Origin of the sequence: Streptococcus sp. NPS 308 (assembly GCF_002355895.1) — a bacterium.
GTDB lineage: Bacteria > Bacillota > Bacilli > Lactobacillales > Streptococcaceae > Streptococcus.
The window spans coordinates 1,452,940-1,475,397 of sequence record NZ_AP017652.1 but is presented as its reverse complement, the minus strand read 5'-3'; the positions used below and the strand labels follow the sequence as shown (position 1 = coordinate 1,475,397).

Annotated in this window: 15 protein-coding genes and 2 pseudogenes; 16 read left to right on the top strand and 1 reads right to left on the bottom strand. The window is 40.0% G+C overall.

Annotation, left to right across the window (positions count from 1 at the left end):
* The first annotated feature begins 359 nt into the window (after nucleotides 1–359).
* On the top strand, nucleotides 360–2,297 hold the full coding sequence (locus tag SNAG_RS07655) for a sucrose-specific PTS transporter subunit IIBC (protein WP_096408127.1): 1,938 nt from the start codon (nucleotides 360–362) through the stop codon (nucleotides 2,295–2,297).
* A gap of 158 nt (nucleotides 2,298–2,455) precedes the next feature.
* Nucleotides 2,456–3,343 (top strand): fructokinase ScrK, encoded by an 888-nt coding sequence (gene scrK, locus SNAG_RS07650; RefSeq protein ID WP_096408125.1) that lies wholly within the window; start codon nucleotides 2,456–2,458, stop codon nucleotides 3,341–3,343.
* Nucleotides 3,344–3,665: 322 nt separating this feature from the next.
* On the opposite strand, the gene SNAG_RS07645 is transcribed toward scrK, so the two are convergent.
* Entirely contained in the window at nucleotides 3,666–4,283 is a 618-nt protein-coding gene (locus SNAG_RS07645) for a TVP38/TMEM64 family protein (protein WP_000076176.1), read from the bottom strand.
* Between the two features lie 132 nt (nucleotides 4,284–4,415).
* Between SNAG_RS07645 and SNAG_RS07640 the strand changes: the two genes are divergently transcribed.
* From SNAG_RS07640 to SNAG_RS07570, 14 genes and pseudogenes are all read left to right on the top strand, one after another.
* Nucleotides 4,416–7,049, top strand: coding sequence for a DEAD/DEAH box helicase family protein (locus SNAG_RS07640; protein WP_096408122.1), 2,634 nt, complete (start codon nucleotides 4,416–4,418; stop codon nucleotides 7,047–7,049).
* Between the two features lie 521 nt (nucleotides 7,050–7,570).
* Nucleotides 7,571–7,786 (top strand): hypothetical protein, encoded by a 216-nt coding sequence (locus SNAG_RS07635; RefSeq protein ID WP_096408120.1) that lies wholly within the window; start codon nucleotides 7,571–7,573, stop codon nucleotides 7,784–7,786.
* Between the two features lie 25 nt (nucleotides 7,787–7,811).
* Nucleotides 7,812–8,573 (top strand): annotated as a pseudogene (locus SNAG_RS09820) (DUF6261 family protein).
* Nucleotides 8,574–8,720: 147 nt separating this feature from the next.
* Entirely contained in the window at nucleotides 8,721–9,794 is a 1,074-nt protein-coding gene (locus SNAG_RS07620; protein ID WP_096408115.1) for an SIR2 family protein, read from the top strand.
* Entirely contained in the window at nucleotides 9,794–11,659 is a 1,866-nt protein-coding gene (locus SNAG_RS07615) for an ATP-binding protein (protein WP_096408112.1), read from the top strand. Before SNAG_RS07620 ends, SNAG_RS07615 begins: the two co-directional genes overlap by 1 nt.
* Nucleotides 11,643–13,016 carry an SIR2 family protein gene (locus SNAG_RS07610; protein ID WP_231906665.1) on the top strand — a complete coding sequence of 458 codons (1,374 nt, stop codon included), beginning with the start codon at nucleotides 11,643–11,645 and terminating at the stop codon, nucleotides 13,014–13,016. The genes SNAG_RS07615 and SNAG_RS07610 overlap by 17 nt, the downstream gene beginning before the upstream one ends.
* Nucleotides 13,017–13,120: 104 nt before the next feature.
* Nucleotides 13,121–13,525, top strand: coding sequence for a YbgA family protein (locus tag SNAG_RS07605; RefSeq protein ID WP_096408110.1), 405 nt, complete (start codon nucleotides 13,121–13,123; stop codon nucleotides 13,523–13,525).
* A complete protein-coding gene (locus SNAG_RS07600; RefSeq protein WP_096408107.1) occupies nucleotides 13,509–13,874 on the top strand; it encodes a TIGR02328 family protein in 366 nt (121 codons plus the stop codon). Before SNAG_RS07605 ends, SNAG_RS07600 begins: the two co-directional genes overlap by 17 nt.
* Nucleotides 13,875–14,250: 376 nt before the next feature.
* Nucleotides 14,251–16,500 carry a 5-methyltetrahydropteroyltriglutamate--homocysteine S-methyltransferase gene (metE, locus tag SNAG_RS07595; RefSeq protein ID WP_096408105.1) on the top strand — a complete coding sequence of 750 codons (2,250 nt, stop codon included), beginning with the start codon at nucleotides 14,251–14,253 and terminating at the stop codon, nucleotides 16,498–16,500.
* A 62-nt stretch (nucleotides 16,501–16,562) separates the two neighbouring features.
* Nucleotides 16,563–17,423, top strand: a complete 861-nt coding sequence (metF, locus tag SNAG_RS07590) for a methylenetetrahydrofolate reductase [NAD(P)H] (protein ID WP_096408101.1) — start codon at nucleotides 16,563–16,565, stop codon at nucleotides 17,421–17,423.
* A 544-nt stretch (nucleotides 17,424–17,967) separates the two neighbouring features.
* Nucleotides 17,968–20,181: a polyribonucleotide nucleotidyltransferase gene (gene pnp / locus SNAG_RS07585; protein WP_096408098.1), complete on the top strand. Its 2,214-nt coding sequence runs from the start codon at nucleotides 17,968–17,970 to the stop codon at nucleotides 20,179–20,181.
* A gap of 14 nt (nucleotides 20,182–20,195) precedes the next feature.
* Entirely contained in the window at nucleotides 20,196–20,813 is a 618-nt protein-coding gene (cysE, locus tag SNAG_RS07580; protein ID WP_096408096.1) for a serine O-acetyltransferase, read from the top strand.
* Between the two features lie 11 nt (nucleotides 20,814–20,824).
* Nucleotides 20,825–21,691 carry a GNAT family N-acetyltransferase gene (locus tag SNAG_RS07575; protein ID WP_096408093.1) on the top strand — a complete coding sequence of 289 codons (867 nt, stop codon included), beginning with the start codon at nucleotides 20,825–20,827 and terminating at the stop codon, nucleotides 21,689–21,691.
* A gap of 4 nt (nucleotides 21,692–21,695) precedes the next feature.
* Nucleotides 21,696–22,457, top strand: a pseudogene (locus SNAG_RS07570) (nucleoside phosphorylase); the annotation flags it as partial.
* Nucleotide 22,458: the final 1 nt, after the last annotated feature.

Sequence of the window (22,458 nt, the reverse complement as noted above, 5' to 3'; positions counted from 1 at the left end):
AAGTTCTACTATCTTAATAGTAAACGTTTTCGACCAAAAAAGCAAGTCTTTTATGTTAAAAAATAGAAAAATATGTCAAACGATTGCCACAAAATACAAGAAGAGGATTCGGTTAATTTTCACGAAAATATGAAAGAGATTGAAAAATAAAAGCTTTGAACCCTCTAATTTAAGGATATTTTTATGAGTAAATAGAAGAATTCAGTCAAAAACTATCACAAATGAATATAAAGAGCAGGAGAAAAATAAAAATATCTGCAAAACGCTTGACATATTTTAGAAACGTGATAAAATAATAGTCGTAGGGCGAATAAAATCGCTTTCAAACAAGAACAAAATTTTATAAGGAGATTTTTGCTATGGATTATAGTAAAGTTGCTGCCGAGGTCATTGAGGCTGTCGGCAAAGAGAATCTTGTAGCTGCAGCACATTGTGCGACCCGCCTTCGTCTGGTATTAAAAGATGAAACAAAAGTAAACCAAGCAGCTTTAGATAACAATGCTGATGTTAAAGGTACATTTAGCACAAACGGACAATACCAAATTATTATTGGTCCCGGAGACGTTAACTTTGTATATGCAGAAATCATCAAAAAAACAGGTTTGAAAGAAGCTTCCACAGATGATTTAAAAGAGATTGCGAATAAAAACAAAAAATTTAATCCATTGATGGATTTGATTAAGCTTTTGTCAGATATCTTCGTTCCAATTATTCCTGCATTGGTTGCAGGTGGTCTTTTGATGGCATTGCGTAACTTCTTGACATCACCAGACTTATTTGGGCCTCAATCAATTGAAGACATGTACCCTGCTATCAAAGGTATTTCAGCGATGATTCAATTGATGTCTGCAGCTCCATTTATGTTCTTGCCTGTTTTGGTAGGTATTTCAGCAGCTAAACGCTTTGGGGCAAACCAATTTCTTGGTGCAGCTATCGGTATGATTATGACCACTCCAGATTTGGGTGGTAAAGAAGCTTTTTGGGATATTTTAGGTTACCATGTTACACAAACAAACTATGCTTACCAAGTTATCCCAGTTCTTGTGGCTGTCTGGTTATTGGCGACTCTGGAAAAATTCTTCCACAAGAAATTGCCATCTGCAGTTGACTTTACTTTCACACCGCTCTTGTCTGTTATGATTACAGGGTTCCTAACTTTTACAGTTATCGGTCCTGTGATGTTAGTGGTTTCTGATGCGATTACCAATGCTATTGTATGGCTATACAATACTACAGGTGCATTTGGTATGGGACTCTTTGGTGGCACTTACTCACTGATTGTTATGACTGGTCTTCACCAATCATTCCCTGCTATTGAAACTCAGTTATTATCGGCATACAATAATAACGGTACTGGATTTGGTGACTACATCTTTGTTGTTGCTTCAATGGCAAACGTTGCGCAAGGTGCAGCCACTCTTGCTATTTACTTCTTGACTAAAAATGCTAAGACTAAAGGTTTGTCAAGCTCAGCAGCTGTTTCAGCCTTCCTTGGTATCACTGAACCTGCTCTCTTTGGGGTAAACTTGAAATACAAATTCCCATTCTTCTGTGCTCTTGCTGGTTCAGCAGTTGGTGCCTTTGTGGCAGGATTAACTCATGTCATTGCTGTTTCTTTGGGAGCGGCTGGCTTTATCGGATTCCTTTCTATTAAAGCAGGATCAATTCCAATGTATGTGATTGCAGAACTTATTTCCTTTGCTGCAGCCTTTACCTTGACTTATTTCTATGGTAAAACAAAAGCAGCAGGTGTCTTTGCTGATGAAGCTGCAGCAGTAGCAACTACAGAAGTCACTGAAGTTAAAGTTGAAGAGGCAAATGCCGAAGAAACTGTAACTAGCAAAAACGAAACAATCCAAACTCCTATCGTTGGTGACGTGGTTGCTCTTGAGAATGTTAATGACCCAGTCTTTTCAAGTGGGGCAATGGGACAAGGAATCGCTGTAAAACCTAGCCAAGGTGTGGTATATGCACCAGCTGATGCTGAAATTTCAATTGCCTTTCCAACAGGACACGCTTTTGGTTTGAAAACAACTGATGGTGCTGAAGTTTTGATCCACGTTGGTATTGACACTGTATCTATGAATGGTGAAGGTTTTGAAGCAAAGGTTGCTCAAGGCGACAAGGTCAAAGCAGGTGACATTCTCGGAACCTTTGACTCAAACAAAATCGCTGCTGCAGGTCTTGACGACACAACAATGGTTATCGTAACCAACACAGCAGACTACGCTTCTGTGACACCAGTCGCAAGTGGTTCAGTTGTCAAGGGCGACGCGATCATCGAAGTGAAAGCCTAATCCTCTTTAAAAATCAAATCTAAAAACAAAACGAACAAATGACATGTTTGTTCGTTTTTGCTTGAATGGTAAGATTTACAGAGGAAAATCTAAAATATAGAGAAATCTAGACTTTCAAAATATGCTATAATAAAGAAAATAAAAACAAGAGGTTTATCATGACAAAATTATATGGAAGCTTGGAAGCGGGCGGTACAAAGTTTGTCTGTGCTGTCGGTGATGAAAACTTTAATGTTGTGGAAAAAACACAATTTCCAACAACAACTCCTATCGAGACTATCGATAAAACCATCGAGTTCTTCTCAAAATTCGATAATCTTGCTGGTCTTGCTGTCGGTTCATTTGGTCCCATCGATATCGACAAAAACTCCAAAACCTATGGCTTTATCACAACGACTCCAAAACCAAACTGGGCAAATGTGGACTTGCTTGGGGCTCTCCGTCGCGCCCTCAATGTACCCATGTATTTCACGACAGACGTAAACAGCTCTGCCTATGGTGAAGTAGTTGCCCGTAACAATGCTGGCGGCCGTATCGAAAACTTGGTTTACTACACAATCGGTACAGGGATCGGTGCAGGTGTCATCCAACGTGGCGAGTTTATCGGTGGTGCAGGTCACCCTGAGATGGGGCACTACTATGTAGCCAAACACCCAATGGATGTGGAGAAAGAATTCAACGGTGTTTGTCCTTTCCACAAGGGCTGTTTGGAAGGCTTTGCGGCTGGACCAAGCCTTGAAGCTCGTACAGGTATTCGTGGTGAAAACATCGAACTTAATAGCTCTGTTTGGGATGTTCAAGCCTACTATATCGCTCAAGCTGCGGTCAACGCAACAGTGACTTTCCGTCCAGATGTGATCGTCTTTGGTGGTGGCGTCATGGCACAGCAACACATGCTGGACCGTGTACGTGAGAAATTTACAGCTCTCCTCAACGGCTACCTACCAGTACCAGACGTACGTGACTATATTGTGACGCCAGCAGTTGCAGGCAATGGTTCTGCCACACTTGGAAACTTTGTCCTTGCTAAGAGTGTCGCAAAATAAAACAAAGAAAACATCCGCTTGGGCAACCAAACGGATGTTTTGCTTGAAGACAATTTTTTTGAGCCTTTCCTTAAGTGATGACGGACGGTAGCGACTTTCTTCGAAATTCCATACCTAAACTTTGAGCCTAAAGTCTCAAAGTTTCCGCACACCTGAAACCATTAGATTTCAGGTGTTTCTATCACGGCGGAAAGTCTAGGCAAGTTCTCGCTTCACTCGCGAAAATAGTCATGATTTCCTTACTAAAGCATATTTAGGATCAAGCGATAGTCTGTCTATGTTCAAAAAATCCGCTTGGGCAACCAAACGGATTTTTTTATTTTCAAAACATCTGCCAGAAGAAATCAATAATATAGGTCAAACCATAGGTATAAACCACTAGGGTAAAGGGCTTGGTCAAAATGATGATAATCATGTAGCGCTTGAAGGTCATCTTGGTGAGGGCAGCCAGCATACAGAGAAAGTCAGCTGGACTGACAGGCCAGATCATCATAAAGATAAAGAAGCGCTCGAAACGATTGCCCTTATCTAGCCAGCCGATGTATTTGTCATAGGTGCGCTTGCTGACGACGGACTGGACAAAGGCAGCTCCGTAGAGGCGCACGAGGTAAAAGATAATGGCACATCCAATTACGATGCCGATATAGTTATAGATGGTTCCGATGATGTGGCCGTAAATAAAGACCCCAGCCACTGAGGTCAAAGCTCCCGGAATGATCGGAACAACGGTTTGTAGGATCTGTAAAAAAATAAAGAGTGGTGGCCCCCAAACTCCAGCTTGCTGGATAAAGGCCGATAGGGTTTCCTTGGACTGTAAAACACCCGCCTGATAGGCCCAAATACAGAAAATCAAGGTGCCGACACCCCCGACGATAGATGAGATATTGATGACTTGCTGTAGAAGGGGAGAAACAGCTTTCATTTGCTTATCCTGTGACATGTAAACTCCTCATAGATAGTATAATTCTACTATACCATATTTTGTGGAGAAAAACTATCTGGATTATCTGACTGGAGAAATAAGTGTGGTAAAATGAGAATAAGAAAATGACGGTATAGAATGAGGGGTATCATGTTAGGTTTAAACTTTAAAGGAAGCTGGCGCCAATATCAAAAACAGGTCTTGGATCGTTTTCAGGACTATCAAGCAGACGGTCATGTTCATCTAGTGGCTGCTCCAGGGTCTGGAAAGACAACCATAGGTATCGAGTTAATCGCTCGTTTTGACAACCCAGCCCTCATCTTAGTTCCGACTGTCACCATTCGTGAACAATGGGTAGATAGGATTCAAGCTACTTTTCTAGAGGATGGTCAGAGGCTTTCAGACCTCGTTTCCCAAAACTTAAAGGAGATGAAGGCATTAACGATTGTGACCTATCAGGCTTTTCATAGTGCCATGAACCAACTTCAATCACAAGAAGATGGAGAAGCAGAGGATTTTGTGGGGTTTGATTTGTTTGCAAGCCTAAGAGCTCAGAAAGTTGCGACTCTTTGTTTGGACGAATGCCACCACCTGCGCAATGAATGGTGGAAAAGTCTGGAAGCCTTTCGCAAGCAGTATGGACCGCTGAAACTCATCTCCCTGACAGCGACACCACCTTATGACAGTGAGCCTGAACTTTGGGAACGCTATATCCGTATGTGTGGGGAGATCGATCAGGAAATCATGGTACCTGAACTAGTCAAGGAAGACACTCTTTGCCCTCATCAGGATTTTGTCTATATGTGTTCACCAACAGCTGAAGAGGCGGAACGTCTCAAACAGTTTGAGGAGACTAAGTGGGACTATATTCATCACCTTATAGTCGATCCTGATTTTCAAACATTTGTAGCAGGGTCTAAGGTCCTCAAAGGGGATATTTCATCTGATTTGCTTTTAGAAGATCCCAAGTACTTGTCTGCTATGTTGATTTATATGCATTCTCAGGGGTTAACGATTCCTCCCTCTTTGCAAAATTTACTGGGAACCCAGAGGCTTCCAACATTGACCTCCTACTGGTTGGAGACGCTGTTGCAGAGCATACTCTATCAGACACCAGATTGGTATGAGGATCCAGATGGATATAGGAAAAAGTTAGAGGCTGACTTGAAGGCGCGTGGGTTGGTGGAAAAACGTCAGGTTTATCTGGTTAAGTCTAAGGCTTCTGACCAGCTTTTAACCCAATCTCTAGGGAAGTTGTCTGCCATTGCCGATATCTTTTTGACGGAGTATGAGAGTCTAGGTCAGGAACTGAGACAGTTAGTACTAGCTGACTATATTCGCAAGGATTTTGCCACCTATCTGGGAGATAATCAGGCAACCATTTCTCAGTTGGGGGTTCTCCCTTATTTTGAAAGCATTCGTCGAAAAGCTCAGGAGCAAGAAATACCTGTGTCATTGGCTGTCTTGTCAGGTAGTGTCGTTATTTTGCCTACCGATGTGGCAGCAGAGTTGAAGGAATTCTTGCCTCAGGTTCCTCTTAGTTTCTCATCTATTGGTCACTTGGATCCAAAAGATTATGTGCAGGTTGGTTTTCCGAGCTCAGCTAAGGGAATCGTGGCGGCAGTGACGGAGCTTTTTCAACGAGGGCGGATTCAAGTCCTAGTCGGAACCAAATCTCTCCTCGGAGAGGGTTGGGATGCTCCTTGTGTTAATTCCCTAATCCTCGGAAGCTTTGTGGGGAGCTTTATGTTGAGTAACCAGATGCGCGGGCGTGCCATTCGTATCTGGCCGGGACATCCAGAAAAGACCAGCAACATCTGGCATCTGGTAGCCGTTCAAGCGCAAGCACTTATCACTTTTCCTGGTGAGGAGCCTAGACCAGAGAGCAATCAAGATCTGCAGACCTTGTCGCGACGGATGGAGCATTTTCTTGGATTGGCTTATAATCAGGAGAGTATTGAGACCGGTTTGGATCGTTTGGATTTTCCAAAGCCCCCTTTTAAGAAAAAGCAAATTAGTGAGTATAATGAGCGAGTTAAGAGCCTCTCCAAGGATCGAGCAGGCTTGAGAAAAAAATGGAAAGATGCTCTTGTCGTAGCGGATCAGCTCGAGATAGTTACAGAAGTCGCGACTCAAAAACAGAAGATCCCAGTCATGCTCTTGCTTGATGCATTAAAATGGGTTCGCATGTCATTGCTCTTGTTGGCAGTGGATTTGTTAGTCTTGCTATTTAGACTGAGACTGATTGGTGTTTGGTGGCTTACAGCAGCCTGTCTCCTCTTTTTGATCTTTGCATCTTGGCGCTACCTCCGTTATAAAAGTCCCTATAAACGTTTGCAATCTCTGGGTGAGCAGATACGAAAGGCTCTGCTAGATTCGGGGCATCTAACGGACGATCAATCCCGTGTTCATGTAGAGGAGGACAAGGAAAATTATATGGTTTTCGCCTATCTCAAGGGAGGAAGCATGAGGGACAAGGAGCTGTTTGCGCAGACTGTGGGAGAGTTCTTTGCTCCAGTGGATAACCAGCGCTATCTCTTGAAGGCAGAGAAAGCCCAACAAGGTCAGTCACCTTACTATGTCGTGCCAAGTCTTTTTGACAAGCGCAAGGAAGAAGCACAGAAATTCCTCGACTTTCTGACACCAACTATCGGACGTTATCACCTCGTCTACACACGAACAGAGGCCGGACGGCAAATCCTTTTCGAAGCTCGTATCAAAGCTCTCTCCAATAAAAATGACCGTACCTTGACTAAGAAGAAGGTTAAAAGTCGATTCGAGTAGGGTAGGTAGCTATTCGAAGTTTCGAAGATATAAATTTCCTAAAGTTTACATGTATTCTAAGCTTAGAATAATAAGGACTACATAAATTTATGAGTATTCTAAGCTTCGAATAGTCTATCTGAGAAAGTTTTGGGGTCTTCTAGCTTTCGAATAGTCGTCTTTCCTAAAGTTTAGATGTATTCTAAAGTTAGTAAAGTTAAAATCTAAAAATAGTAAGAGTCTCTATCTGACAGACGGAGTGTATTTCCAGTCAGATAGGGATTTTTAATACTCTTCGAAAATCCAATTCAAACCACGTCAGCGTCGCCTTGCTGTACTCAAGTACAACCTGCGGCTAGCTTCCTAGTTTGCTCTTTGATTTTCATTGAGTATTATTTTAAAATGACGGATTTATTCTATAAAAGTAAAAAATAGGCAAAAAAATTGCTGTTGGGATGATAAAGTAGACAGTTGAGCGGATGAGTGTCCTAAGTTCTTTGCTATTTGTTAGAATTGTCTTATCAACTTAAAGGAGAAATCTGATGAAGAAAGATAAAGAAAATGATGAGAGTATCCTATCGGACCTTCCTCTATGGGGCCTCCTATTTTTGGTCTGTGTATTGCTTCAAGTCTATGTAAGAAAGGATAGGCCTTTGATTCAACCTCCTAGACAAGGAAGCATTGTAAAAACAGTTCAAAAACAGGTCTATCTTCCAGAACTAATCCAGTCTTTATTTGATAAAGAAAAAACTAAATGATTCGTTAAATAGAAAGGTTATCATCATGACAAAAACATTCACTATCCGTCCTCTAAGCTACACCAACTTTACCAACCGTGAGTTTGAAAGTCTCATGGTAGATACGGGTCAACTACTAGAAGTTTTTGCCAAGGCACATAAGGACGAGCCTATGTATAGCAAGCACCTCGATTCCTTCAGGAGCAAGCTAGCAGACTTCCAAGCCCAACTCGCTATCGTATAAAAGAAAGAGGCGACGAACCTGACCGAAGTCGATCGCAATCGTGATAGCGCCGTAGTTGGTCTCTTTACCCTTCATCGAGGATTTGCTAAGATCAAGGAAAGCAAACTCAAAGAAGCCCATGAGACTTTGAAACCAGTCTTTGCCAAGTACAAGGATATCACCAAGCATAGCAATGATGTGGAAACGGCAGAAATCAAAAGCTTGCTCAAAACCCTCAGCGAAGAACCCTACCAGACAGCAGTTACCAGTCTAGGTCTGACCCCTATGCTCCTTGCAGTCACTAGTGCGCAGGAAGACTATGATAAGGTGGAAAGTCAGGCGCGTGCGCATAAGTCTGCTAAGGAAGTCGGCAAGACCAGACAAGTCCGTACCGAACTAACCAGCATCTACGACCTCTTTATGCGCTATACCGCAGCCAGCGCAGAAGCCTATCCTGAAAAAGAACACCTGACCAAACTCCTTAAAGACCTGAATACAATCCGAGATAGTAAACGACGATTGACTGGTTCAGGTAAGAAGGATAAGAAAGCGAAATCAGAAGAAACTACACAAGTAGCTGGATAAAAATAAACGTCTTTAGATATATTATTATCTAAAGGCGTTTTTTTGCTGTTTTATGATATAATCTAAGTGTAAAAATAATGTTAGTCTACATTTTGTGTTGAAAATAGATAGTTGTATTTCTTGCGTTGGTTAATAAAAGGAAGTATTATGGAAAATATAATTTTTAATGTGGAACAATTCAAAAAGAATATACTTACTAAGAAACTGAATATTTTAATTGGCTCGGGTGTATCTTATCCAGCAATACCTTTAATGAGTCACTTTGCTAAGGATAAAAATGGCATAAGTATCTCTAAAGATATAGCGAATAAAAATTTAGAAAAACATATATTGGAAGTTAGTTCTTTTTTACCTTTTAATCATAATGATAGAATCAAGTACTTTGTTGGAAACATGGATAAACAGACTTTGTATTCTGCGCAATATTTTACTAAACTAAAGAATTTTGCTGCTTTAGAGATTGGTATTGAATTTGTATTAGAACGATATGTAAGGTTCTTAGAAAAAGTAATTACATTGCTTTACATTTCAAATTCTAGAACGGTTTCAAAGAGTGTTAATATTTTTACCACAAATTATGATTTATTTATTGAGAGATCCTTGGATTTATTAATGAAAAACAATAACTTCATATTCAATGATGGGTCTAATGGTTATTTCTATAAAGTGTTAGATAGTTCTAATTATAACAAAAGTGTAGCATATAGAGGGTTAAATGAAAATTATTTAAATGAACTTCCTTCAATTTCTTTAATTAAACCTCATGGGTCTATGAATTGGGAAAAAGGTGAAAATAATCAGATTTTAATAAGACCGTGTACGGTCAATTACCCAGTTGTTGTTAGACCCACTGGACTTGAAGGACAGGAAACATATCTTAACAATCATTTTCATGATATGTTGAGAGTATTCCAACTAGAGCTAGATAAACCTCAATCAGTATTAATTGTTATAGGATTCTCTTTTCAAGATGATCATATTGCCAAGATGATAAGGAGAGCCTTAAAGAATCCAGAGTTAATGATTTATATATTTTGTTATGCTGATAGGGATTTTGATGTTATTAAGAAGAATTTATCTCTTGATAATATTCCTAGGAATCTTCAGATAGTGTTACCATCTGGTTTGGAAGTCGAAAATAAGAACACTTTGAGTACAAGTGGGAATTTTGATATAAGTAGTCTTACAAAGTTATTTATCATTGAGGATGAAGAAGTATAATGAATCGAGTTGTGAAAAAATTAGGTGTAATCGTAGGTGTTGATGGCGATATTTCTCAAGTTGGAATGTATCATTTATCTAATGATGCTGAATATCTATGGTATGGTGATGTGTTACAAGGTGCAAAAATAGGAGCATATCTGACAATTTTGCAGAATAATGTAAAAATTATCGCTTCTGTTGTTACTGAGAAAGTTGCTGATCAGCAAAATACAATTCGGAGTACAGAATTTGATAATCGTTTTTCAAAAAATTCGATAAATCGAATCGTTCATTTAAAAACTAAAGGCGTAATTGAAAATGGTGAATTCCAGATAACAAGTCAATATGTACCTATGATTGGTAATGAGGTTTGTATTACTTCAAAGCAAGACTTAGAATTAATATATGGGATTAATAAAACTGAACCGACAATTTGTATAGGTAAATCAATCTTAGAAGGTCAAGTTGTTCCTTTATCGATTAATCAAATTTTTGCTTCTCATATTGGTGTTTTTGGGAATACCGGTAGTGGTAAGTCTAATACATTGCATAAGTTATTTCTAGAATTATTTCGGTCAGAGTATCGAGAAAAAATTTTAGAGTATTCAAAATTCTATGTTATTGATTTTAATGGTGAATATACAAAAGATGATAGTTTTGGTGTAACTAATGCCCATAAGAAAGTATTTAATGTCAAAACTAGGAGTAATACATCAAAAAAAATCCCTATTACTGAGGAATACCTTTTTGACCCAGATATCCTTTCAATTTTATTTGGAGCTTCTTCAGCAACTCAAGTTCCATTTCTTAGGAAAGCAATGAATGAGTGGAATGAAAAAGAACATACGGGAGAAGTTATTGCAAAATTTGTGGTTGGAACGTTGAAAAAAATTCTTACAACGGGGGATGCAGCATTATCTGATTCAAGAGATAATTGGATTAAAGTTGCAAAGTCATATATATCAAAAGAAAAATGGATAATATTTAATCAAGTTTCTTCGTTAACGTACAATTCAACATATAAGTCTTATTCTATTCAGGGAGAAGAACGTGGTTATTTTAACGATAAGTCTGATTTGACTGAACAAGAAGAAAAAAAGTTACAAATTGATGAAATAAGGCAAAACCTTGCAAAAAGTTTTGATACTTTAGACTTGATAGATAAATTAAAGTTCTTTTTAGATTTTCAGAAAGTTCACTATAGTACTTGGAAATCAACAAACATTGAGCATATTAATCCTTTATTTCATAGAATTGATACAGCTTTAAATAGTTTGAAAAAGGTTGTTGAAGTTAAAGAGAGTATTGAAGGAGATTTTTCTAGTTTAAATATTATTAATCTCGTCCATGCTAATCAGGAGATTACTAGATTAATTCCTATGCTTATCTCTAAGATGGTCTATGACCAACAGAAAACGAAAATAGCAGGAAACGATGTTACATGTACTAGTCATTTAATTATTGATGAAGCACATAATATTTTAAATGCTCAAAATCATTCTGTAGGAGATACTTGGCAGGACTACAGATTGAATATTTTTGAGGAAATTATTAAGGAAGGACGGAAATTTGGTTTCTACTTAACTTTATCTAGTCAACGACCAGCAGATATTTCACCGACTATTCTTTCACAAGTTCATAATTATTTCATTCATAGATTGGTTAATGATAATGATTTACGAATGTTGGTTAATACTATGCCTACGCTGGATAAAACTTCTTTTAATAAAATTCCTAGTTTAGGTAAAGGAGAGGTTATAATCACTGGTAATGCTATTCAAGTTCCAGTATTTGTAAAGGTTGAGAAAGAAAAAATAATTAGACCGAATAGTGATGATGTTATTTTGACAAAATTGTGGAGTAGAAATGATGGTAAAAATTAAAGGAAAATCTGTAGAAGGGTGTAGAGAATGTAACAATGATAATGGTTTTACGTTACCTGATGATGTCATTCAGGCAGCAATTAAGGGAGATTTAGTATTATTCTGTGGTGCAGGTATAAGTACGGAGTCAAAAAAAGTTATGCCTACTTCATTTTATACGGATATAAAAGATGAGTTGGAATATAAAAATCATATTGAAGTAGATGATAATCTATCCTTTTCTAAGTTGATGAGTTTGTTTTGTGAAAATGTCGTAAATGGTAGAAAAGAACTATTTAAAAGGATAAATAGAAGATTTCAAATGATCGATAATTTTCCGGAACTATATGGTATTGCTTCAGAATTTCACAAAGAAGTTGCTAAAATTCCACAGATTGGAACTGTAATAACAACTAATTGGGATACTTTGTTTGAGGACAATTGTGATATGTTTCCAATTATTTATAATGAAGATGTTGCTTTGTGGGATGCATTTGATAAAAGGGTTTTTAAAATTCATGGTTCTATAAAAAATATAGGTTCAATTATTGCAACTGAGGAGGACTATGAAAATTGCTATAAAAAATTGTCAACAAAACCTATTGGGGATAGGTTAAAAACTATCTTATCAACAAAAACAGTAGTATTTGTAGGTTTTTCTTTCGGTGACGAAGATTTGAATAAAATTATTGAAATTCTCTCAGATGATTTGGGACAGTTTGCAAATCAATTTTATTTAGTGACAATTGATGAAAAGTGGTTGGAGAAGCACCCTAAAAATATAATCCCGATTATTACTGATGGAACGTTTTTTGTTGAGTCTTTGAAAAATGAACTTATTCATCAAGGAACTCTGATTGACAGTACGGTATATCGTTTTGCAGAAGAAGCAAATGAAATTTTAATAAATGCACACGTAAGTTGGATGGATGATGCAAAGTTTCATGAAATTTTGCAAGAGTATCCCGAACTATTATTGACAGTTGCATACCAAGATGGTATGATACATGCTTTTCAAAGATGTATAGCTGATGAAAAATCAGGAAGAGTATTAATGCCAAATTATACTCATGACGTTGTTCATAGTTATTTATATTTATATAACAAAAGAATGAGTGAAAATGAGTATTTACGAGCTTACTATGATCTGGGGTATTCTGATGGCTTTTCGGCATTGGAATTGTTCACACGTAATGAAAACGAAGATGCTTTATTACTACCTATGTTTTATTTTAATGGCGAAATTTTTGATGATTTAGAAACATTATTATCCTACTTAAATGAAAATAGAATCCCAGAATTTTACCATTATTGTAAAGAGAAAGTTACTCCCTATAAGAATGGGGGAATCCCTCATTGTATGCCATGGTATTGTTAATTTTATAATTCAAGAAATAGTTAGCGCATGCTCATTATCTTAAAAAATTAATTTACAACTTTGTTTCCATATTTCCTGGAAACTGATAGAAAGTAAGGAGAAATATGGAACAAACTAACCAAAAATCCCAATGCCAACAACTCTGGGCTAGAAATAAATATCTCGTTTTGAGCCATTCGAGCAATATTTACAATGAGATTCGCCAATATCTCAAGAATGAAGAAGTGGAGGTGAGTCATGTTCAAGAACTGATCGACCGTGCTTGTCAAATCCCAGAACACAGGGGTCAAGTTTGCAATGCTTTTCAGCATATTTGGGGCTATTTCAAAAAGAAAGCGACAGATGCTGAACGCAAGGACTACATGCTCTTGCTGGATCGCTACCGCTTTGGTCAGGCTTCTAAGGAAGACTTAATCGCTAAGACTCGAGACTTGCTTGATCGCTATCCAAATACCTACTTGCAACATTCGACTTTACTGAAAGGAGACACCCATGAGACTTTGGCATGAGGCTTTGATTTCACAGCTTCCCCGTCCTCAACTTTTGGGACAACATCGAGAGTGCTGCGCCCTGCGTGGCAATGGCTGGGGTAGAAAGCATGCGACGGTGGACTATGTCTTTACCCACTCGCCCTATCGTCTCTATGCCTATCATCGCTTGATCATGGAGGAGATGGCTGGACGTGGCTATAATGTCAGTCCAGAATGGTTGGACAAGAACTACCGTGGCAAGACCTGCCCTCCTTATCAAGATTTAGCAGAGGAGAAGCTGAAAAGCCCAATCTATAGTGAGCATGATGCAGAATACTATGAGGAGTGTCTGGCTAATCTCCGAGAGAAAGGCATTGAGCTGGAGTAAGAGTCAGGTTTATCTCCAATTTATAACTCTTCTCGTAATTTTTTCGAATAATAAATATGAGACCTTTAGAATGATTCTAAGGTCTTCTTTTCAAGGGAAATATCAAAAATACCAAAGGAAAACCAATCTATAGTCTTTTCTAATAACAAGCCATAGGAACTTATAAGAATAGTCAATAGCTCGTTTGAGAATTTTAACTAAAAGACAACATAAAGCAAGCTATACAAAGGATTTGAGGCACTGGTCTCAAGTCTTTTTCTTTTGGCCAAAAGAGTGATATAGTTTCAAACTATATCAAAGCCTAATTTTTTACAATTATACAGGCGCTTTCTTTTCTGTTAAGATAGTTTCAACAACAAATTTTGGAGGACACATCATGTCAACTACAATTATCGGTTTCCCTCGTTTAGGCGAATTCCGCGAATTAAAATTTACAACTGAAAAATACTTTAGAAAAGAAATCTCAGAAGAAGAACTCCTTGCCGCAGCAAAAGACTTGCGCGCAAAACACTGGAACATCGTCAAAGAAAAAGGCATCACTGAAATCCCATCAAATGACTTTTCTCACTATGACAACTTCCTTGATGCTGCTTTCCTTTTCAACGTAGTTCCTGCATCTGTTCAAAACTTGGAATTGTCAGATCTTGAACGCTACTTTGCTTTGGGACGTGGTTATCAAGGAGAAAAAGGGGATGTTCGTGCCCTTCCGATGAAGAAATGGTTCAACACTAACTACCACTACATCGTTCCTAAATTTGAAAAAGACACTCAAGTAAAATTGGCTGGTCACAAAATCTTTGATGAGTTCCAAGAAGCTAAAGAATTGGGTCTTAACACTCGTCCAGTACTTGTAGGTCCATTCACGTTCCTTCAATTGTCAGACTTTGAAGAAGGTGTGAAAGCAGAAGATTTCGTGGATAGCTTAGTAGCTGCTTACCAAGATGTTTTTGCGAAATTGGCTGAACTTGGTGCAACTCGTATCCAACTCGACGAAGCTGCTCTTGTCAAAGACTTGACAGAAGAAGAAAAAGCCCTATTCTTGAACATCTACAACAAATTGTTGGCTGATAAAAAAGGTCTTGAAGTCTTGCTTCAAACTTACTTCGGTGACGTCCGTGACGTTTATGCTGACCTTGTGAAATTGCCAGTAGATGCGATCGGTCTTGACTTCGTTGAAGGTAAGAAAACTCTTGAACTCGTTAAAGGCGGATTCCCAGCTGACAAGACTCTCTATGCAGGTATTGTCAATGGTAAGAACATCTGGCGCAACAACTACGAAAAGAGCTTGGCTATTCTTGAGGAAATCCCAGCTGAAAATATCGTTTTGACAAGCTCATGTTCACTTCTTCATGTGCCATTTACAACAGCTAACGAAGAATTTGAACCAGCTATCTTGAACCACTTTGCATTTGCAGTTGAAAAATTGGATGAGATCCGTGACTTGGATGCTATCCGCAACGGTCAAGGTGCAGAAGCTCTTGCAGCAAACAAAGAACTCTTTGCGACTGAACGTGTTGGTGAAAATGCTGAACTTCGTGCACGTATCGCTGGATTGACAGACGCAGACTACACTCGTTTGCCAGCCTTTGCAGAACGTGAAGCGATCCAAGAAGAAGCATTCAAACTTCCAGCTCTTCCAACAACAACAATCGGTTCATTCCCTCAAACTAAGGAAGTTCGTGCGAAACGTTTGGCTTACCGTAAAGGTGAATTGTCACAAGAAGAATACGATGCCTTCCTTGCTGAAACCATCGACGAATGGATCAAATGGCAAGAAGAAGTTGGATTTGACGTGCTTGTACACGGTGAATTCGAGCGTAATGACATGGTTGAGTACTTCGGTCAAAACTTGTCAGGTTACCTCTTCTCTAAGAACGGTTGGGTACAATCATACGGTATGCGTGGGGTTAAACCACCAATCATCTGGGGTGATGTAACTCGCCTCAACCCAATCACTGTGAAATGGTCTAGCTACGCACAAAGCCGTACAGACAAACCTGTTAAAGGTATGTTGACTGGACCTGTTACAATTCTTAACTGGTCATTCCCACGTGAAGACATCTCTATCAAGGATTCTACTCTCCAAATCGCTCTTGCTATCAAGGATGAAGTTCTTGACCTTGAAGCTGCAGGCGTGAAAATCATCCAAATCGACGAGGCTGCTCTTCGTGAGAAATTGCCACTCCGTCGTAGCGACTGGTATGAAGACTACCTTGACTGGGCTATTCCAGCCTTCCGTTTGGTACACTCAACAGTAGCACCAGACACACAAATCCACACTCACATGTGTTACTCAGAATTTACAGATATCATCCCAGCTATCGACAACATGGATGCGGACGTTATCTCATTTGAAGCTAGCCGTTCAAATCTTGAAATCTTGGACGAACTCAAAGATCAAAACTTCCAGACAGAAGTGGGTCCTGGAGTTTACGATATCCACTCTCCTCGTGTGCCTAACGAAGGCGAAATCGACCACACCATCGAAGCCATCCTTGCTAAAGTACCAAGCAAGAAAGTATGGATCAACCCTGACTGTGGTTTGAAAACACGTGGTATTCCAGAAACTAAAGAAAGCTTGATCCGCCTTGTAGACGCTGCGAAAGCTGCGCGTGAGAAATTGTAAGAAAAGACAGTTCTCTCTACACGGTTGATCAGTAAGAAATCAACTAGAAAAGGTTCATACATATGTCACGTCAAACACCGTCCCTCTCATTTGAAGTTTTCCCTCCAAACCCAGAAGTAGGCAATGACAAAATTATTGCAGCCCTGAAAGACATGCAGGGCTTGGCACCACACTTCATCAGTGTGACTGCTAGTAATAATAAATTTAATATCAAAGAGACGACGGTTCGTTTGGCAGACTATATCCAAAATGATTTGGAGATCCCAACCATTGCTCACTTGCCAGCTATCTATTTGACTAAGGATAAGGTGGCTGAGACCATTGCGGATTTGGATAAAGTTGGTGTTCAGAAAATCTTGGCTCTTCGTGGGGATATCATTCCAGGTGTTGAGCCACAGAAGGATTTCCGTTACGCGACTGACTTGATTGAGTTTATCACTGAACAGGCACCGCATTTTGATATTGTTGGAGCTTGTTACCCAGAAGGGCACCCGGATTCGCCAAACCAAATCTCAGATATCCAAAATCTCAAGAAAAAAGTGGATGCAGGCTGTTCAAGTCTTGTTACTCAGCTATTCTTTGACAATGAGCGTTTCTACGATTTCCAAGACAAGTGTACCTTGGCAGGGATTGATGTTCCTATTCATGCAGGTATCATGCCAATCCTCAATCGTAACCAAGCTCTTCGTCTCTTGAAGACTTGTGAGAATATCCATCTCCCACGTAAGTTTAAAGCCATCTTAGACAAGTATGAGAATGACCCTGAGTCACTCAGAGCAGCAGGACTTGCCTATGCAGTAGACCAAATCGTGGACTTGGTAACGCAAGATGTAGCAGGCGTGCATCTCTACACCATGAACAACGCAGACACTGCTCAATATATTCACCAAGCAACCCATGCCTTGTTCAATCACCAACCTTAAAATAATCAAAAGCAAACCATTCTTCTTTTCATAGCAGAATGGTTCCTTTTTTATAGAAAAGACCGTACTTTTTAAGAAAAATATGATAAAATAGACTCTGTACGTACTTGATACAAAGATGAGGGTATTTAGGTTGTAGAAGTTTGTTTAAAGTGGATTATTTTTTAAATAAAATATGATAATAGGTGTCTCAAAAAATACGAACGGAGTGAGTATTTAAAAGATATTTCACGCTATAGTGGTATCCTAGAGAATAACTCTGTTATTTTCTAGGACGGAATTTTTGAGACTTCAGGCTTAAAAATTAGGGATGAAATTCCGAAGGAAGTTGCTCCTGTCCGCACTGTGTCAGTGAAATATCAAAAAAATTCTTAATTGAATTTTGGCCTCATTTCTTAGGAAAAAAGATAAGCTTCCTTGCACTCATCGAGTGCGACGTCACCTTCCTATTTTTCTACAGAAATGTTCGGCAAGCCGAACCGTCCAAAATATCTTGATTTTTGTAGGCAAGGCGTATAATTTTATCAATCCAAAGGGGATTAAAATGACAAAACATGTGTTTCAAACGACTTTTGCGGGTCGTGAGTTGATCGTAGAGACTGGTCAGGTTGCTAAGCAAGCAAATGGCTCTGTTGTGGTGCGTTACGGTGAGTCAACTGTCTTGACGGCTGCTGTTATGTCTAAGAAGATGGCAACTGGGGATTTCTTCCCACTTCAAGTCAACTACGAAGAAAAAATGTATGCAGCTGGGAAGTTTCCTGGTGGCTTTATGAAACGTGAAGGACGTCCTTCAACAGACGCGACTTTGACAGCGCGTTTGATCGACCGTCCAATCCGTCCAATGTTTGCGGAAGGTTTCCGTAATGAAGTGCAAGTCATCAATACTGTCCTTTCTTACGATGAAAATGCATCTGCACCAATGGCGGCTATGTTTGGTTCATCTTTAGCGCTTTCTATCTCAGATATTCCATTTGACGGACCAATCGCTGGGGTACAAGTGGGCTATGTAGATGGCCAAATCATCATCAACCCAAGTCAAGAACAAGCAGAGCAATCTCTTCTTGAATTGACAGTAGCTGGTACCAAACACGCTATTAATATGGTTGAGTCTGGTGCCAAAGAATTGTCAGAAGAAATCATGTTGGAAGCCCTTCTTAAAGGACATGAAGCCGTTAAAGAATTGATTGCCTTCCAAGAAGAAATCGTTGCTGCAGTTGGTAAGGAAAAAGCAGAAGTAGAATTGCTTCATGTAGATGCTGATTTGCAAGCTGAAATTATCGCAGCCTACAACAGCGACCTCCAAAAAGCTGTCCAAGTAGAAGAAAAATTGGCTCGTGAAGCTGCTACTCAAGCAGTCAAAGACCAAGTCACTGCTGTTTACCAAGAAAAATATGCGGACCATGAAGAATGTGACCGTATCATGCGTGATGTGGCTGAAATCTTGGAACAAATGGAACATGCTGAAGTGCGCCGTTTGATCACAGAAGACAAGGTTCGTCCTGATGGTCGTAAGGTCGATGAAATCCGTCCTTTGGATGCGGTTGTTGACTTCCTTCCTCGTGTGCACGGTTCCGGTCTCTTCACTCGTGGACAAACTCAAGCCCTTTCAGTCTTGACTTTGGCTCCGATGGGAGAAACTCAAATCATCGATGGTTTGGATCCAGAGTACAAGAAACGCTTTATGCACCACTATAACTTCCCACAATACTCTGTAGGGGAAACAGGTCGTTACGGTGCGCCAGGTCGTCGTGAAATCGGTCACGGTGCTCTCGGTGAGCGTGCTCTTGCTCAAGTCTTGCCAAGCTTGGAAGAATTCCCATACGCTATCCGTCTGGTAGCAGAAGTCTTGGAATCAAATGGTTCTTCTTCTCAAGCCTCTATCTGTGCGGGAACTCTTGCCCTTATGGCTGGTGGTGTGCCAATCAAGGCGCCAGTAGCAGGGATTGCCATGGGGCTCATCTCAGATGGAAATAACTACACAGTCTTAACCGATATCCAAGGTTTGGAAGATCACTTTGGAGATATGGACTTTAAGGTTGCAGGTACTCGTGACGGGATTACAGCCCTTCAAATGGATATCAAAATCCAAGGGATTACTGCAGAAATCTTGACAGAAGCCCTTGCTCAAGCTAAGAAAGCCCGTTTTGAAATCCTTGATGTGATTGAAGCAACCATTCCAGAAGTTCGTCCAGAATTGGCGCCAACTGCTCCAAAAATTGATACCATCAAGATTGATGTGGACAAGATTAAGATTGTCATCGGTAAAGGTGGAGAAACGATTGACAAGATTATCGCTGAAACAGGCGTTAAGATTGATATCGACGAAGAAGGTAATGTTTCTATCTACTCTAGCGACCAAGATGCCATTAACCGTGCCAAAGAAATCATTGCTGGCTTGGTTCGTGAAGCTAAAGTCGATGAAGTATACCATGCTAAGGTTGTTCGTATCGAGAAATTTGGTGCCTTTGTTAACCTCTTTGACAAGACAGACGCCCTCGTTCACATTTCGGAAATGGCTTGGACGCGTACCAATAATGTCGAAGACTTGGTGGCTATTGGAGACGAAGTCGATGTCAAAGTTATCAAGATTGATGAAAAAGGACGTGTTGATGCTTCTATGAAGGCTCTTCTTCCTCGTCCACCAAAACCAGAGCGTGATGAAAAAGGTGAAAAGTCTGAACGTCCTCACCGTCCACGTCATCACAAGGACCACAAACCGAAGAAAGAATTTACACATAAACCAAAAGATTCAGAATAAGAAAGGAGAAATGTATGGGATGGTGGCGCGAAACCATTAATATCGTAAAAGAAAATGATCCAGCGGCGCGCACCACTTTGGAGGTTTTACTGACCTATCCAGGTGTCAAGGCCTTGGCTGCCCACCGTCTCTCACATTTTCTCTGGAAGCATGGCTTTAAACTCTTGGCTCGGATGCACAGTCAGTTTTGGCGCTTCTGGACTCAGATTGAGATCCATCCAGGTGCTCAGATTGACTCAGGTGTTTTTATCGACCATGGTTCAGGCCTGGTGATTGGAGAGACAGCGATTGTTGAAAAAGGCGTTCTTCTCTATCATGGGGTTACTCTTGGTGGGACAGGGAAGGATGTTGGCAAACGCCATCCGACTGTGCGTAAAGGAGCTCTCATATCGGCCCATGCCCAAGTCATCGGACCGGTAGAGATCGGTGAAAATGCCAAGGTCGGTGCTGCTGCAGTAGTCGTGGCAGACGTACCTAGTGATGTGACAGTTGTCGGTATTCCGGCCAAGATCGTCCGTGTTCATGGACAGAAGGATGAACCAACGATCCACGAAGTCGAAGAAAAACGAGAATACTATGTCAATAAACTAGAGCAGGCTAGAGAAGCCAGTCACAGATCGTCGGGGTTGTAGAGGATACCTATATGATTCAAGCAAGAAACAAGTTAAGCCAAGAGGAGTTATCTGAGGCGAAAAAACTCATTAACTGTTGCCAAGACTATGACGGTACCTATCGTGATCCCTATCTTTCTAACATGCTTAATTTTGACCCAAACATGCCCGCCTTTTTCCTTTATTATGAAAAAGGCGAACTTGTTGGTTTATTAACTGTCTATGCAGATGACCAAGATGTGGAAGTGACGATACTGGTTCATCCAGATCATCGCCGTCAGGGGATTGCGCGTGCATTGTTTACTAGTTTTGAGAAAGAAACGGCTTCTTTCCCTATTCGTTCAGTCACTTTTCAGACAGAACGTATTTTTCTAGACCGTTATCCTGATTTTGTCAGCAACTGGGGATTGGTCGAGGACGAGGATACAGAAACCTGGTTAGGTAAGGATAGAAGACCTTATCCGTTAGCAAATGTTTCCAATCTTGAAGTTTTGTTAGCAGATAGTTCGTATCAAGATCAAATTAGTCAGTTAAAATTTCAGGCATTTTCAGAGGAACATGAATCGAGAGAAGTTGTGGATAGATATGTCGCTGAAGCTCTGAAAGATCCAGAAAGCCGCCTATATATTTTATTAAAAGACGGTCAGGTTATTGGAACTTGCACGGTTGATTTATCGAGCGATACGAATTACATCTATGGTTTGGTAATATCGGAACCTGAACGTGGAAAAGGCTATGGAAGCTACTTAGCAAAATCCCTCATCAACCAACTAATTGAGCAAAATGATAAGGAATTTCAGATTGCCGTGGAAGATGGCAACGTAGGTGCCAAGCGCTTGTATGAAAAAATCGGCTTTGTCAAACAGACACAGGTGGTTTATCTGAATGAGAAAGAGTAGAAAAATGCTATTAGAAGAATTCGAAAATGTACCTGCGGTTATCGAACCAACTGATCGAAGTATTCGTGATGGTGGAGAAGTCTGTGACACGATTATTTTATCTTTTAATGGAGAAATCGTTGAACAAGTAATGCAGTTTGAAGGTGTTTATGAAGCTGGCTATCTAACTAATCTAAATGGTAGATTTCCATGGTATATCTATGAAAAAGATGGTAGTAAGGTAGCAGTTTCTATGGCTACTATTGGAGCCCCAATGGTTGTAGGTTTCTTAGAAGAACTCAAGGCCAGAGGATTTAAGAACTTTATTGTTTTGGGTTCTTGTGGAGTTCTAGATCAGTATATTCAGGCTGATAAAATCATCCTGCCTGCGGCCGCTTTGCGAGACGAAGGGACTAGCTATCACTATGCCCCACCAGCTGATGAAGTCGCCTATGACGAATCCCTGTTGATTAAGCTTGAAGCCATTTTTGATAAGCACAATATCGAGCATATCCGCACCAAGTCTTGGACGACTGATGCCTTTTATCGGGAAACGCCTGATAAGGTCAAGCGTCGCTTGGCTGCTGGAGCCAAAGTGGTGGATATGGAAGCTTCTGCTATCATGGCTTGGAGTCAATTTCGCAAGAGTAAAGTCTATCAGTTCTTCTACACAGCTGACTATGTGGATCATCATAACCGAACCTGGGATGCCCGCCATGAAGAGCGGACAGCTGATGCCATGACTTTTTTCACTATCGCTTTGACAATAGCAAAGGAACTAGAAAGGA

What these genes read in the sequence shown, in the direction of transcription:
- SNAG_RS07655 (WP_096408127.1), top strand. Translation starts at nt 360, where the DNA reads ATGGATTATAGTAAAGTTGCTGCCGAGGTCATTGAGGCTGTCGGCAAA.
- scrK (WP_096408125.1), top strand. Translation starts at nt 2,456, where the DNA reads ATGACAAAATTATATGGAAGCTTGGAAGCGGGCGGTACAAAGTTTGTC.
- SNAG_RS07645 (WP_000076176.1), bottom strand. Translation starts at nt 4,283, where the DNA reads ATGTCACAGGATAAGCAAATGAAAGCTGTTTCTCCCCTTCTACAGCAA.
- SNAG_RS07640 (WP_096408122.1), top strand. Translation starts at nt 4,416, where the DNA reads ATGTTAGGTTTAAACTTTAAAGGAAGCTGGCGCCAATATCAAAAACAG.
- SNAG_RS07635 (WP_096408120.1), top strand. Translation starts at nt 7,571, where the DNA reads ATGAAGAAAGATAAAGAAAATGATGAGAGTATCCTATCGGACCTTCCT.
- SNAG_RS07620 (WP_096408115.1), top strand. Translation starts at nt 8,721, where the DNA reads ATGGAAAATATAATTTTTAATGTGGAACAATTCAAAAAGAATATACTT.
- SNAG_RS07615 (WP_096408112.1), top strand. Translation starts at nt 9,794, where the DNA reads ATGAATCGAGTTGTGAAAAAATTAGGTGTAATCGTAGGTGTTGATGGC.
- SNAG_RS07610 (WP_231906665.1), top strand. Translation starts at nt 11,643, where the DNA reads ATGATGGTAAAAATTAAAGGAAAATCTGTAGAAGGGTGTAGAGAATGT.
- SNAG_RS07605 (WP_096408110.1), top strand. Translation starts at nt 13,121, where the DNA reads ATGGAACAAACTAACCAAAAATCCCAATGCCAACAACTCTGGGCTAGA.
- SNAG_RS07600 (WP_096408107.1), top strand. Translation starts at nt 13,509, where the DNA reads ATGAGACTTTGGCATGAGGCTTTGATTTCACAGCTTCCCCGTCCTCAA.
- metE (WP_096408105.1), top strand. Translation starts at nt 14,251, where the DNA reads ATGTCAACTACAATTATCGGTTTCCCTCGTTTAGGCGAATTCCGCGAA.
- metF (WP_096408101.1), top strand. Translation starts at nt 16,563, where the DNA reads ATGTCACGTCAAACACCGTCCCTCTCATTTGAAGTTTTCCCTCCAAAC.
- pnp (WP_096408098.1), top strand. Translation starts at nt 17,968, where the DNA reads ATGACAAAACATGTGTTTCAAACGACTTTTGCGGGTCGTGAGTTGATC.
- cysE (WP_096408096.1), top strand. Translation starts at nt 20,196, where the DNA reads ATGGGATGGTGGCGCGAAACCATTAATATCGTAAAAGAAAATGATCCA.
- SNAG_RS07575 (WP_096408093.1), top strand. Translation starts at nt 20,825, where the DNA reads ATGATTCAAGCAAGAAACAAGTTAAGCCAAGAGGAGTTATCTGAGGCG.